This window comes from Streptomyces sp. NPDC041122, from assembly GCF_055592445.1.
Map to the genome: position 1 here is coordinate 215,034 of NZ_JBVIYQ010000012.1, position 13,762 is coordinate 228,795.

Sequence of the window (13,762 nt, forward strand, 5' to 3'; positions counted from 1 at the left end):
ACACGGTCGACTACGGCCACCCCCTGCTGCAGGACATCCGCCTCGCGGGCGCCGTTCCGGTCCCCACGGGTACGGAGGCCGACTGCACGGTCGCGGACCTGGAGGAGGCGCTCTCCCGGCCCGGCACGGCGTGCCTGCTCCTCGTGTCGTCGCGGCTCGTGCGGGGCGCGGACATCCCGCTCGCGGAGGCCGTCGCGGCCGCGCACCGGCACGGGGTCCCCGCCGTCGTGGATGGGGCGGCGCAGGACCTGCGCGTGGCGGAGCTGCTCGGCACCGGCGCGGATCTCGTGCTGATCAGCGGCCAGAAGTATCTGGGCGCCCCGACGGCGGGTCTCGTGATCGGCCGCGCCGGGATGGTGCGCGCGGTCCGGGCGCAGGAGAAGGGCATCGGGCGGGCGATGAAGGCGAGCAAGGAGGCCGTGTGCGGCGTGCTCGCGGCGGTGCGTGCGCGGCAGGAGACGGATCTCGGGGCCTGGCGGCGGGAGCAGGCGGAGAAGGTCGCGCGGTTCACCGCGAGGGCGGGCGCGCTGCCGGGCGTCGACGCGACGGCCGTGCCCGACCCGACGGGGCTGCCCTTTCCCCGCGCCCGGCTCCGCTTCGACCCGGCCGTGTCCGCCTCGGGCGCCGGCGCTGCGGCGGATGCGCTGCGGGCGGGCTCCCCGCCGGTCTGGCTCATGGACGACGCCCGGGACCGGGGTGAGCTCACCCTCGAACTCGTCCCGCTGACGGACGAGGAGATCGATGTCGTCGTCGACCGGCTGGGCGCCGCCGTGACGGCGGGGCGGGTTCCGCACACGGGGCCCACCGCCGTCTGACGCGGCCCCTGGAGTTCCGCTCAACTCCCGTGTTCCGTGGGGGCGTTGACGTATACCGTGGCACCGCTCCACGATGAGGAGCTCCCGCCGCTGGGGGCTCCCCCCACCCCCACGGAGGTCCTTGTGCGCACGTCCTCTTGGCTCGGCGGTCTCGCGGCGGCCGTGCTGACCCTGTCCGTCCTGCCCGCCTCCGCCGCCCGGGCGGCGGCCGAACCCTCGCCGCCGCTGGAGATCCCGACGGCCCAACTCGCCGCGGCGCTGCACTGTCAGACGGACCTCGACGACCTGCGCGAGGCGAGCGACAAGCCGACGGTCGTCTTCGTGCCGGGCACCGGCCTCAAGGGCGAGGAGAACTACGCCTGGAACTACATGGCGGAGCTCAACAAGAAGGGCTACCAGGGCTGTTGGGTGGACTCGCCGGGTCGCGGACTCAGGGACATGCAGGAGTCCGTCGAGTACGTGGTGTACGCGGCGCGCACCGTCCAGGAGCGCACCGGGCGCAAGGTCGACCTGGTCGGGCACAGTCAGGGCGGGCTCCTGACGGCGTGGGCCCTGCGGTTCTGGCCGGACCTCGCGGGCAAGGTCGACGACATGGTGACCCTGGGCGCCCCGTTCCAGGGCACCCGGCTCGCCAGTCCGTGCCGGCTGATCACCGAGGTCGCCCGCTGCCCCGCGTCGGTCCTGCAGTTCGCCCGCGACTCGAACTGGACGAAGGCGCTGAACGCCGAGGACACGCCGATGCCCGCGGGCCCGTCGTACACCACCGTCTACTCGTACGCCGACGAGTCCGTGGTCGCCGACGGGCAGGCCCCGTCGCTGCCGGGCGCCCGACGCATCGGCGTCCAGGACATCTGCCCCGGGCGGCCCTGGCCCACGCACATCGCCATGGTCGTCGACCAGGTCAGTTACGACCTGGTCGCCGACGCGGTCGAGCACGAGGGCCCGGCCGACTCCGGCCGGATCGACGGCGCGCACTGCGCGAAGCCGATCATGCCGCTCAACAGTGAGGAGGCCGTCAACGCCCTGCCCGGCCTGCTCAACTACCCCATCGAACTGCTCATCCACAGCCAGCCGTGGGCCGACGCGGAACCGCCGCTGCGCGAGTACGCGCGCTGAGCTGGTTCTTTTACCTTTCCAGCATTGCAGGGCGATGAGGGTCGTGTCGCGGCGGACGGTTTTACCCACGTCGTAGCGAAGTGTGTCTCCAGCACCGTCCTTCGAAGGCCCCGACAACGCTGGGGAGATCGCCCTCGCGGTCGGGCCGGGCGGCTCGGTGGGTCGGACACGCGTACAGCTCCTCCGGGAAGCGTGACGGTTCCTCGAACGCTTCCCGCGGCCGGCTTGACGGTAGCGTGATCGGCATGACGGCTGAGGGTGAGACGGCAGAGGGCGAAGCCCTGATCGGCGGCATGGTGAACGCGGGCGCGGTCTTCCGTCGCGGTGCCCTGGTGGAACGTCCAGCGCCGCCCACCGCGCGCGCCCTCCATGCTCATCTCCTCGCGCTCGAAGCGCATGGGTTCGACGCGGCTCCGAAGCCGGTGAGCCTCACCGCGGACGGCCGCGAGCAGCTGACCTTCATTCCCGGCGACGTCGCTCTGGCGCCGTTTCCGCGCTGGGTGATGACCGAGACCGCGCTGCGATCGGTGGGAAACCTGCTGCGGCGCCTGCACGACGCCAGCTCGGCCATCTCGGTGGACGCATGCGCCGAGTGGCCCCGATCCCTGGCCGACCCGGACGGAGGAACGATGCTGTGCCACAACGATGTATGTCCGGACAACGTCGTCTTCCGCGACGGCCGTGCCGCAGGACTGATCGATTTCGACCTGGCGGCCCCCGGCCGAGCCGTGTGGGACGTCGCCATGACCGCCCGCTACTGGGTACCCATGCTCGATCCCACGTCTGCGGAAGCTCTCTATCCCCCAGGAATGGACACCCCGACGCGCCTGCGGATCCTCGCCGACAGTTACGGCCTCTCCCCGCAGGAGCGCGCTGAACTGCCCGGCGTCATCGAACAGGCCACCGCATCCTGCCGGGCCTTCGTCGCCGACCGCGTGGCCACCGGTGACGCCGTCTACACCCAGGCGCTGAACGAGCACGGTGGTTGGCGACGTTGGGACCGCATCCAGGAATGGCTGGCGGCTCACCACGAGGTATTCACAGCTGCCCTCTCGAACTGACGGACGCGGAGGTTGCAGAACAGGCTGAGAGGGAGTGAACACTCCCGCCGAGGCAGACGCGTGCGCCCGGCGGGACCGGTCAGGCGGCGGCGTGCGGGATGATCGTCCGGTACTTGCCGCCGTCTCCCTGCCGGGGCGGCTCCTCGGCCCGTTCCACGGTGACGTTGTCGAGCTTGTTGTCGGCGAGCAGGCGGGTCAGCCCGTCGTGGGCGTTGCGCCACACGCGCTCCGCGTCGGCGCCGGGGGCCTTGACCATGCGGACCCGCAGCGTCGACGGCTCGGTCTGCTCGATCTGGAACAGCTCGACGCCGGGCATCCGGTCGAAGAGGCTGCTGAAGGCCAGCGGGGCGAGCCTGACGTCGTCGCCTCGGCCGGAGGGGAAGCTCAGGATGTCCCCGGCCCGGCCCTGCACCCGGATCGCGGGTGACGTGACGCCGCAGGGGCAGGGGTCGGGGCGGACCATGACGCTGTCGCCGAGGTCGTACCGCAGGAACGGCTGGACGCGGTTGGCGAGGTTGCTGATCAGGACGGTGTGCGAGAACTCCCCGGGCGGCGTGGGCCGCAGATCGGCGTCGACCGGTTCGAGCACGGCCCAGTCGTCGTTGACGTGGTACCAGCCCTCGACGCAGCCGTGGCTGAGGTAGGTGCACTCCGTCGCGCTGTACATCGTGCGCACCTTGGCACCGAAGGCCTGCGCGATGCGGTCGGTGTCGCTCTCGCTCATCGTCTCGCCGGCCGGTTCGACGAGCACCGGGTCGATGTGCAGCCGGCCCGCCTCCTGTTCGGCGGTGAGCAGCATGATCGTGCTGGCGTAGCCGATGATGAACGCCGGGCGGTAGTCGTTGAGTTCGGCCACCAGTTTCGCCATCGGTTCGTGCACCGACAGGGCGCGCAGCAGTTTGCTGCGCCCCCCGCCCTCCAGCGCCATCCGGGAGTAGCCGGCGAAGCCGACGTAGTGCCCCTCGGTGGCGACGAGTTGGGCGAAGCGGCCGCCGCGGGCGACGGCCCGGGCGATGCCGAGCGGGCCAAGCCAGGAGGCGAGTACCCGCGAGGAGACGGCGGACGACACGGACATGTACCGGTCGTCGAGCACGAACAGGCCGCGCCTGCCGCTGGTCCCCGAGGTGGTGGCCACCAGATAGCGGCCGAGGAAGCGCCGTCCGATCAGGTCGGGGTCGTCGGTGAAGGCACGCACCTTCTCGAAGGTGATGTCCCGGTCGGTCGGCCAGTCGTCGAAGTGGTCCATCAGCTGCTTCTTGTCGGTGACCGGCAGCAGCGTGGGGTCGTCGATCCGCTCGGGGAGGCCTCGGTAGAGCTCCCGGTAGTACGGCGACGCGGAGCGGGCGTGGGCGACCAGGTCCGCGAGCCGCTCACCTCGGCGCCGCGCTACCGCGTCAGGGCCCTGCTTGCGGACCCGGCGGAGGTCCCGCATCAGCCACGACATGCTCTCGCTCTCGCTCATCGTCTTGTGCTCCTTCGTGTGGCGGACCCGTCCGGTGGGGCCTGCCGGAGACGGCGGGGGCGTGTGCCCGAGCGCCTTCGCTATGGGTGGTGGGGGGTGACGGGCGCCCGCGGGGCCGGCGGGCCGGCTCCCGACCGACCGCTTTCCCGCAGGCGGCGCCCTTCATCCATGGCACGACGATCGCCGATGGCCCGTCGGCCAGGGCCCCTTGAACGAGGCGAGTCACCCCAAAAGGTGACAACCCCGTCCCGACGTCCACGAAGCCGGGTGGCCCGGCGGCCGCCGCTTCACACGGGACCGGATCAGGCCACGCGACTCGCGCCGACGGCCCGCCGCCCCGCCCCGCGCGGGCCGCGGTACGGCGGCGTGGCGCGTTTCGCCGACCGGCGCCGACGAGCGCGGGAGGCGCGATCAGGACCGGTCCGGAGCCGTCGACACCGCAAGAAAACAACCGGCCACAATCGGCGTCGCGCGTTATTCACACACCGGCCACGCGGGGAAAACAGATCATTTCTTCGCGATGACGTGGAGACCGAGAAGTGGTGCAGGCCAGCAGAGGCGATAAACGGTAAAACCAGGGGCGCGTAATATTCGCGCAAAGAACGGCGCCGGGGCGAGTGGAGCGAGAGTCCACGGCGGCTCCACCGGACCTCAAGGGCCTCCGCCGAGCCCATGGGCACCGTCACCCGATCCAGCCCGGACAGCAGCCCGTTGGAGGTGCCCGCCGGGCCGGGCCGCACCCTGCCGGTCGGCACGCCCGGCAGGGTGCATCGTCAAGCATTCATATTCAAATTCCCCTTAAACCAATCACTTGCGAATCGATCACGACAGAATCCGAACAGAAAGTAAAGGGAATGTCCGATTCCGCGCTGTTGCGACCTAACCGACGTTGCCCTTTAAACTTTGAGCTGCGCATGATCAGGAGCTGCTATGCGATGTGGCGACACCGTTGTCAGCGTTCCTGGCGAAGGGAAAGATCTTGTCTGCCTCCCCCACACCCGATATGTCGGACCCCTGGATACGTCGTTTCCGGCCCCGTCCCGAAGCCGCTGTCTCGCTGGTCTGCTTCCCCCACGCGGGCGGCTCGGCCACCTACTTCCACCCCCTGGCGCAGTCCCCCACGCTGCTGCCGGACACCGAAGTCCTGGCCGTGCAGTACCCCGGTCGGCAGGACCGGCGCCGCGAACGGCTCGTCGACGACATTCCGACGCTCGCCGACCTGGTCACCGAGGCGCTCGCGCCGTTCGACGCCAAACCCCTGGCCTTCTTCGGCCACAGCATGGGCGCCGTCCTCGCCTACGAGGTCGCGCAGCGGCTCGGTGAGCGCACGGGCGCGCCGCCCTGCCACCTGTTCGTGTCGGGGCGCCGCGCCCCCTCCCGGTTCCGGCCGGGCACCGTCCACCTCCTCAACGACCGCGATCTGGCGGCCGAGCTGCGCCGCGCCGGCGGCACGGACCCGATGTTCCTGAACGACCCCGAACTGCTCGCGGACATCCTCCCGGTCGTCCGCAACGACTACCGCGCGGTCGAGCTGTACCGGTGGAAACCGGCGCCGCCCCTCGACTGCCCCATCACCGCGCTGGTCGGCGACCGGGACACGCAGGCCCCGCAGGACGACGCGGCGGCCTGGCGGGAACACACCACGGGCCCCTTCGACCTCAAGGTCTTCTCCGGGGGTCACTTCTACCTCAACTCCCATCAGCGGGGCGTCTCGGAGGTCATCGCCGGCTCCCTGGCGGACCGTACGCGCCGGCCCGCGGCGGCGCGGACGGCAGGGGGGACGGCCCGATGAGGTACGAGATGCTGGGCCCGCTCCGCATCAGGAACGGCAACACGTACTGCACCATCAACGCGCAGAAGGTCGAAGTCGTCCTCACCGTGCTGCTCATCCGGGCCGACCAACTGGTCTCCCTGGAGCAGCTGATGCGGGAGATCTGGGGCGAGGACCTGCCCCGGCGGGCCACCGCGGGACTCCATGTGTACATCTCCCAGCTCCGCAAGTTCCTCAAGGCACCCGGCTCGACCGGCAACCCGGTCGAGACCCGCGCGCCGGGGTACGTGCTGCGCAAGGGCGACGACCGGATCGACGCCCAGGTCTTCCCCGAACTGGTGGACACGGGGCGCTCGTTGCTCAGGGAGCAGCGGTACGACGAGGCGGCCTCCTGCTTCGGGCAGGCCCTCGCGCTGTGGCGCGGGCCGATCCTCGGACAGGGCGGGAACGGGACCCTCGCCAACGGCCCGATCGTGGACGGGTTCTCCACCTGGCTGAACGAGATCCGCCTGGAGTGCCAGGAAATGCTCGTCGAGTGTCAGCTTCAGCTCGGCAGGCACCGGGAGGCGGTCGGCATGCTGTACGCCCTCACCGCGGAGAACCCGATGTGCGAGGCGTTCTACCGCCAGCTCATGCTGGCGCTCTACCGCTCCGAGCGGCAGGCGGACGCGCTCAAGGTGTACCAGTCCGTCCGCAAGACGCTCAACGACGAACTGGGCCTCGAACCGGGGCGCCCGCTCCAGGATCTGCAGCGGGCCATCCTCTCCGGTGACACGCATCTGATGGCCCCGCCCCTGGCGATGTCCGGCCGCTGACCGGCCCGCCGGCCCGTCGCACGGCGTGCGCGCACGGAGGAGGCGTACGTCTGCGACCGGCCCGGGAGGACCGGCGCGTCAGAAGGCGCAGTGCAGGTGCTTGATGCCCTCGATGAAGCTGGAGTCGAGGCGACGCGGCTGCCCCACGGCGTGGATCCGGGGCAGCGCGGCGAGCAGCTCCCGGTACAGGGCGGTGATCTCCATCCGGGCGAGGTGCGCGCCGAGACAGACGTGCGGGCCCACCGCGCCGAACGTGACGTGCGTGTTCGCACCCCGCGTGATGTCGAAGCGGTACGGGTCGGGGAAGACGTTCTCGTCGCGGTTGCCGGACCAGTAGAACAGGAAGATCCGGTCGCCCCTGCGGAACCGGTGGCCGTTCATGTCGCAGTCACGGGTGGCGACCCGGCGCATCCAGTTGATGGGCGTGGAGACCCGGAGGATCTCCTCGACGGCGTCCTTCGCGTACCGGTCGAAGTCCGACACGAGCAGCTGCTTCTGCTCGGGGTGCTCGGTCAACAGCACCAGGGCGTGCGAGATGGCGTTGCGGGTGGTCTCCATCCCGGCGATGACGAGCAGGATGAAGAAGGAGACCAGCTCCTGGCGGGTCAACTGCTCGCCGTCCGACTGGACTTGCACCAGCTTGGTGATCAGGTCGTCGCCGGGTGAGGCCAGCCGCTCCTCGCGGAGACCGGCGATGTAGTCGCCGAGCTCCCGTGACGCCTCGATCACCGCACGCTCGGAGTCGGCCCGGTCGGGCACGTAGTCCGGGTCGAGAGGGCCGACGATCGTGTTGGACCGCTCGAAGAGGAAGTCGTAGTCCTTCTCGGGGATCCCCATCATGTCGCTGAGCACCGCGATCGGCATCTCCGCGGCGACGGGCCTGATGAAGTCCCCGGGCCCGCGCTCGACGAGTTCGGCGATGATGCGCCGCGCCGTGCGGGTCGCCACGGCCTCGAACTCCGGCACCATGTTGCGGCCGAAGGAGCGCGAGACGATCCGGCGCAGCCGGGAGTGCTCGGGATTGTCCATGTTGATCATCGACCCGTAGTACTCGTCCAGCTCGGGCGGCAGACCGATGATGGTGGTCGCGCCGTTCGAGGAGAAGTCCTGCGGCCGGCGGCTCACCTCCGCGATGTCCGCGTACTTGACCAGCGCGTGGTAGCCGAACGTCCAGGGCACGCCCGGCATGTTCTGCCGGATGAACGCCGGCTGCGGCAGCGCGCGCAACTCCTCGAACAGCGCCACGCGCTCCTCGTGCGACCGCGCCCAGAACGACGGGTCGACCAGGTCCGGGAGTGTGGCGGCCGGCTGGTTGTTCGTGATGGACACGATGCCTCGCTTCGCGTGATCGGAGCGTGACGACGTCCCGCTTCGCGTGATCAGAGCGTGACGACCTGACACCGGCTCACCTTTGCAGGCATCGCTTAAGCGTCCCTAAGAAGCCTCTCCTCCGCCCACCCGTACCCCGTGACCAGCACGGACGGGCGCGGAACGGCGTCGGACGCGGCCGGATGTGCGGCGTACACAGCCGAGTATTAGGAGGGCTTTAGCGCTGTCGAGGAGTCTGCGGACCGGCGGGGCCCCGCCTGCCCGATGCACTCGCCGACCCCGCGGCCGTCCGGCCATCGGGTCAGGGGCCCGGCCGTTCTCGCGGAGAGGAGCGGTTGTCACCGGGATGGCGCACAACGAAGAGAAGCTTCTTGAGTATCTCAAGCGGGTCACAGCGGACCTGCGTCAGACGGAACGCCGACTGCAGGACGTCGAGTCGGCGGGCCACGAGCCGATCGCGGTCGTCGGCATGGCCTGCCGGTTGCCGGGCGGGGTCCGGTCTCCCGAGGAGTTCTGGGAGCTGATCTCCGCGGGCGGCGACGCCGTCGCCCCGCTGCCCGGCAACCGCAACTGGGACCTCGACGCGCTCTACGACCCGGATCCCGAGAGCACCGGCACCAGTTACGTCCGCGAGGGCGGTTTCGTCTACGACGCGGGCGACTTCGACCCGACCTTCTTCGGCATCGGCCCCAGCGAGGCGCTGGCCATGGCGCCGCAGCAGCGGCTCGCCCTGGAGACCGCGTGGGAGGCGGTCGAACGCGCCGGCATCGACCCGCTCACCCTGCGCGGGAGCGCCACGAGCACCTTCATCGGCTGCGACGGCCTCGACTACGCGCTCGGTGCCTCCGAGGTGCCCGAGGGCACCGCCGGCTATTTCACCATCGGCAACTCCGGCAGCGTCACCTCGGGCCGCGTCGCCTACACCCTGGGGCTCGAGGGCCAGGCGGTGACGGTCGACACCGCGTGCTCCTCGTCGCTCGTCTCCCTCCATCTCGCGGCCCAGGCCCTGCGCGCGCAGGAGTGCTCGCTGGCCCTGGCGGGCGGCACGTACGTGATGTCGTCATCGGCTCCGCTGATCGGCTTCAGCGAACTGCGCGGCCTCGCGCCCGACGGCCGTTGCAAGCCCTTCTCGGCGAACAGTGACGGCATGGGGATGGCCGAGGGCACCGGGGTGGTGCTCCTGGAGCGGCTCTCCGACGCGCGCCGCAACGGGCGCGAGATCCTCGCGGTGATCCGGGGTTCCGCCGTGAACCAGGACGGCGCGAGCAACGGCCTGACCGCGCCCAACGGCCCCGCCCAGGAGCGGGTCATCCGCGCCGCCCTCGCCAACGCCCGCCTCACCGCCGAGGACGTCGACGTCGTGGAGGCGCACGGCACGGGCACCACGCTGGGCGACCCGATCGAGGCCGGCGCCCTCATCGCCGCCTACGGACAACAGCGGCCGGAAGACCGCCCCCTGTGGGTCGGCGCGGTGAAGTCCAACATCGGTCACACGCAGATCGCCGCGGGCGTCGCGGGCGTCATCAAGATGGTGCTGGCCCTGCGGAACGACCTGCTGCCCGCCATCCTGCACGTCGACGAGCCGTCCCCGCACGTGGAGTGGGACGGCAGCGGGCTGCGCCTGCTCACCGAGGCGGTGAAGTGGCCGCGCGGCGAACGCCCGCGACGGGCGGGGGTCTCGTCGTTCGGCTTCTCGGGAACGAACGCGCACCTGATCCTGGAGGAGGCGCCGCCGGAGACACCTGCCTCGACCACTGCTTCTGCTTCTGCTTCTGCTTCTGATCCAACCGCTGTCCGTGAGGCGGCGGGTGCCGTCGTGGGTGGAGTGATTCCGTGGGTGGTGTCCGGGCGCTCGGCGGACGCGCTGCGTGCACAGGCCCGGAAGCTGGCCGCGTTCACGGCGCGGGACGAGGATGCCTCGGCATCGGAGGTCGGGTGGTCGTTGGCCACGACGCGGTCGGTGTTCGAACACCGGGCCGTGGTGGTCGGGCGTGACCGTGAGGCGCTGACGGCGGGGCTCGGTGCGTTGGCGTCGGGTGAGGTGTCGGCGGACGTCGCCGTGGGTGCGGCCACGTCCGGGGGCGCCGGTGGTGCCGGGCCGGTGTTGGTGTTCCCGGGGCAGGGGTCGCAGTGGGTGGGGATGGGTGCCCAACTCCTGGATGAGTCGCCGGTGTTCGCGTCCCGGATCGCGGAGTGCGAGCAGGCCCTTTCGGCGTACGTGGACTGGTCCCTTACGGGCGTGTTGCGTGGGGACGGGAGTGAGCTGTCCCGCGTTGAGGTCGTGCAGCCGGTGTTGTGGGCGGTGATGGTGTCGCTGGCCGCTGTGTGGGCGGACTGCGGGGTCGTACCCGCTGCTGTGGTGGGGCATTCGCAGGGTGAGATGGCCGCCGCGTGCGTCGCTGGTGCGTTGTCGTTGGAGGATGCGGCGCGGATCGTCGCCGTACGCAGTGACGCCCTGCGGCAATTGCAGGGGCACGGGGACATGGCGTCCCTGGGTACGAGTGCCGAGCGGGCCGCCGAGCTGATCGGCGACCGGCCAGGCGTATGCGTCGCCGCCGTCAACGGGCCGTCCTCTACGGTCATTTCGGGTCCGCCCGAGCATGTGGCCGCCGTCGTTGCGGAGGCCGAGGCGCAAGGGTTGCGAGCGCGTGTCATCGATGTGGGTTACGCCTCCCACGGCCCCCAGATCGACGCACTCCACGATCTGCTCACCGAGCGCTTGGCGGACATCGCACCGACCCGCACCGACACGGCCTTCTACTCCACGGTGACCGCCGAACGCCTCGACGACACCACCGCCCTGGACACCGAGTACTGGGTCACCAACCTCCGCCAACCCGTCCGCTTCGCCGACACCATCGAAGCCCTCCTCGCCGACGGCTACCGCCTCTTCATCGAAGCCAGCCCCCACCCCGTCCTCAACCTCGGCATGGAAGAGACCATCGAACGGGCCGACCTGCCCGCCACCGTCGTCCCCACCCTCCGACGCGACCACGGCGACGCCACCCAACTCGCCCGCGCCGCAGCCCACGCCTTCACCGCCGGAGCCGACGTCGACTGGCGGCGCTGGTTCCCGGCCGACCCCGCCCCCCGTACCGTCGACCTCCCCACCTACGCCTTCCAGCGCCAGCACTACTGGCTCGACCGAGCCGCGGCTCCCGTGGCCGCCGGCGGTGAGCAGGGGGCCGCCGAGTCCCAGTTGTGGCAGGCCGTCGAGGAGCTCGATCTCGGACTGCTGGCCGCGACGTTGGGCTCGGAGGAGGGCAGCGAGGAGGCGGTCCGGGCGTTGGAGCCCGCGCTGCCGGTGCTCCAGGGCTGGCGTCGGCGCCATCGGGACCAAGCGACCATCGATTCCTGGCGGTATCGCGTCACGTGGAAGCATCAACCCGATGCCCCGGCGGCTGAACTGGGAGGCCGGTGGCTGCTGTTCGTCCCCTCTGGGCACGTCGAGCACCCGGCCGTGCGGGCCGCCGCCGAGGCGCTCACCGCGCACGGGGCGGACGACGTACGGCTGCACGCGGTCGAGACCCACCGGGTCCGGCGTGACGACCTGGCCGCGGTGGACACCGACGGGCTCGCCGGCATCGTCAACCTCCTGGCCCTGGACGAGGAGCCGCTCCCCGAGCACCCCGCCGTGCCCGCGGGGCTCGCCGCGACCACCACGCTGATCCAGGCCCTCGGCGACAACGGCACGAGCGCGCCCCTGCACACGGTCACCCAGGGCGCCGTCTCCACCAGCGCCACCGACCCGCTCACTCACCCGTTGCAGGCCCACGTCTGGGGGCTCGGGCGCGTGGCCGCCCTCGAACATCCCCGCCTGTGGGCCGGGCTCATCGACCTCCCGGCGCGCGTCGACCCCCACATCCAGGCACGTCTCGCCGTCGCGCTCCTTCCCCGGGACGAGGACCAGACCGCGATCCGCCCCACCGGCGTCCACACGCGGCGGTTCACCCACGCCCCCACCTCCCCCGGGACCCACCGGGCCGAGCCGGCCTGGCGGCCCGCGGGGACCACCCTCATCACGGGCGGCACCGGCGGCATCGGCGCGGTCCTCGCCCGCTGGCTCGCCCACCGCGGCGCACCCCACCTGCACCTCACCAGCCGCCGCGGGCCCGACGCCCCCAGCGCCGCGGAGCTCGCCACCGAACTCACCGGGCTCGGCACCACCGTGACCGTGACCGCCTGCGACGTCAGCGACGCCGACCAAGTGCGCCGCCTCGTCGACGACACGCCCGACGAGCATCCCCTGACCGCCGTCATCCACGCGGCGGGGATCACCGACCTGACGTCGATCGCCGATCTGACGGCGGCGCGCCTGGGCGAGGTCCTCGGCTCCAAGTCCGGCGCGGCCTGGACCCTGCACGAGGCGACGCGCGGGATGGATCTCTCGGCGTTCGTGATGTTCTCCTCCGGCGCCGGTGTCTGGGGCAGCGGCCAGCAGGGCGCCTACGGAGCCGCCAACCACTACCTCGACGCGCTCGCCGAACACCGCCGCTCCCAAGGGCTGCCCGCCACCACCGTCGCCTGGGGGCCCTGGGCCGAGGCCGGCATGTCCGCGGACCCGGAGTCGCTGACGTACTTCAAGCGCTTCGGTCTGCTCCCGATCGTCCCGGAGCTGTGCGTCAAAGCACTGCACCAGGCGGTGGACGCGGGTGACACGACGCTGACCGTCGCGAACTTCGACTGGACGCGGTTCACGCCGACGTTCACCGCGCAGCGGCCGAGTCCCTTCCTCGACGACATCCCGGAGAACCGGCGGGAGGCCGAGCAGACCGGTTCCGCCGCGGAGACCAGCGCGTTCCGCGCGGAGCTCGCGAAGACTCCCGCGGCCCAGCGGCTCGGCTTCCTCGTCCAACACGTACGGACGTACGCCGCCGCGACGCTCGGCCGCACGGTCGAGGACATCCCCGCCGCGAAGCCGTTCCAGGAGCTCGGCTTCGACTCGCTCACCGCGGTCCAGCTGCGCAACCAGCTCAACACCACGACCGGGCTCACCCTGCCGGCCACCGTGATCTTCGACCATCCGACGTCCGAGGCGCTCGCCGCGCACCTGCGCGGGCAGCTCGGCGACGACGGCGGGACCGCGGGCGAGGGCACCGTGCTCGCCGCGCTCGACAAGTGGGACGCGACGTACGGCACGGCCGAGGTCGACGAGGCCGCGCGCCGGCGGATCGTGGGCCGGCTGCAGGTGCTGGTCTCGAAGTGGAGCCCGGCGCGGGAAGACCCGGAAGGAGGCGACTCCGCCCATGCCGATCTGGAGGCGGCCAGCGCGGACGACATCTTCGACCTGATCTCCAGCGAGTTCGGGAAGTCCTGACCGAAGTCCCGAACCCCGCCCACCACTCGCCGTCCCTGTTCCCCACCGTGTTCCCCCCCACCGTCCTCTCCGCGCC

Annotated in this window: 7 protein-coding genes and 1 pseudogene; 6 read left to right on the forward strand and 2 right to left on the reverse strand. The window is 71.3% G+C overall.

The window, feature by feature from the left end; translation table 11 throughout:
* Positions 1 to 8: 8 nt before the first annotated feature.
* The 3 genes and pseudogenes from ACZ6B8_RS35915 to ACZ6B8_RS35925 all read left to right on the forward strand — a co-directional run.
* A pseudogene (locus ACZ6B8_RS35915) lies at positions 9 to 815 on the forward strand (aminotransferase class V-fold PLP-dependent enzyme); the annotation flags it as partial.
* 123 nt (positions 816 to 938) lie between these two features.
* On the forward strand, positions 939 to 1,931 hold the full coding sequence (locus tag ACZ6B8_RS35920) for an esterase/lipase family protein (RefSeq protein ID WP_471609952.1): 993 nt from the start codon (positions 939 to 941) through the stop codon (positions 1,929 to 1,931).
* 245 nt (positions 1,932 to 2,176) lie between these two features.
* Entirely contained in the window at positions 2,177 to 2,992 is an 816-nt protein-coding gene (locus ACZ6B8_RS35925) for a phosphotransferase enzyme family protein (protein ID WP_471609953.1), read from the forward strand.
* Between the two features lie 79 nt (positions 2,993 to 3,071).
* Here ACZ6B8_RS35925 and ACZ6B8_RS35930 read toward each other — a convergent pair whose 3' ends face one another.
* The gene (locus tag ACZ6B8_RS35930; RefSeq protein WP_471072273.1) at positions 3,072 to 4,454 is read right to left on the reverse strand and encodes a phenylacetate--CoA ligase family protein; all 1,383 of its coding nucleotides are present in this window, start codon (positions 4,452 to 4,454) and stop codon (positions 3,072 to 3,074) included.
* 1,003 nt (positions 4,455 to 5,457) lie between these two features.
* Between ACZ6B8_RS35930 and ACZ6B8_RS35935 the strand changes: the two genes are divergently transcribed.
* Together ACZ6B8_RS35935 and ACZ6B8_RS35940 are read left to right on the forward strand one after the other, a co-directional pair.
* Entirely contained in the window at positions 5,458 to 6,246 is a 789-nt protein-coding gene (locus tag ACZ6B8_RS35935) for a thioesterase II family protein (RefSeq protein ID WP_471073503.1), read from the forward strand.
* Positions 6,243 to 7,040: an AfsR/SARP family transcriptional regulator gene (locus ACZ6B8_RS35940; RefSeq protein ID WP_471072275.1), complete on the forward strand. Its 798-nt coding sequence runs from the start codon at positions 6,243 to 6,245 to the stop codon at positions 7,038 to 7,040. The genes ACZ6B8_RS35935 and ACZ6B8_RS35940 overlap by 4 nt, the downstream gene beginning before the upstream one ends.
* 78 nt (positions 7,041 to 7,118) lie before the next feature.
* On the opposite strand, the gene ACZ6B8_RS35945 is transcribed toward ACZ6B8_RS35940, so the two are convergent.
* The gene (locus tag ACZ6B8_RS35945) at positions 7,119 to 8,369 is read right to left on the reverse strand and encodes a cytochrome P450 (protein ID WP_471072278.1); all 1,251 of its coding nucleotides are present in this window, start codon (positions 8,367 to 8,369) and stop codon (positions 7,119 to 7,121) included.
* A 346-nt stretch (positions 8,370 to 8,715) separates the two neighbouring features.
* Between ACZ6B8_RS35945 and ACZ6B8_RS35950 the strand changes: the two genes are divergently transcribed.
* Positions 8,716 to 13,686 (forward strand): type I polyketide synthase, encoded by a 4,971-nt coding sequence (locus ACZ6B8_RS35950; RefSeq protein ID WP_471609954.1) that lies wholly within the window; start codon positions 8,716 to 8,718, stop codon positions 13,684 to 13,686.
* Positions 13,687 to 13,762 lie beyond the last annotated feature (76 nt).

Excerpts from the sequence above, each read along its gene's own strand:
- ACZ6B8_RS35925 (WP_471609953.1), top strand. The coding sequence starts at position 2,177 with ATGACGGCTGAGGGTGAGACGGCAGAGGGCGAAGCCCTGATCGGCGGC.
- ACZ6B8_RS35930 (WP_471072273.1), bottom strand. The coding sequence starts at position 4,454 with ATGAGCGAGAGCGAGAGCATGTCGTGGCTGATGCGGGACCTCCGCCGG.
- ACZ6B8_RS35935 (WP_471073503.1), top strand. The coding sequence starts at position 5,458 with ATGTCGGACCCCTGGATACGTCGTTTCCGGCCCCGTCCCGAAGCCGCT.
- ACZ6B8_RS35940 (WP_471072275.1), top strand. The coding sequence starts at position 6,243 with ATGAGGTACGAGATGCTGGGCCCGCTCCGCATCAGGAACGGCAACACG.
- ACZ6B8_RS35950 (WP_471609954.1), top strand. The coding sequence starts at position 8,716 with ATGGCGCACAACGAAGAGAAGCTTCTTGAGTATCTCAAGCGGGTCACA.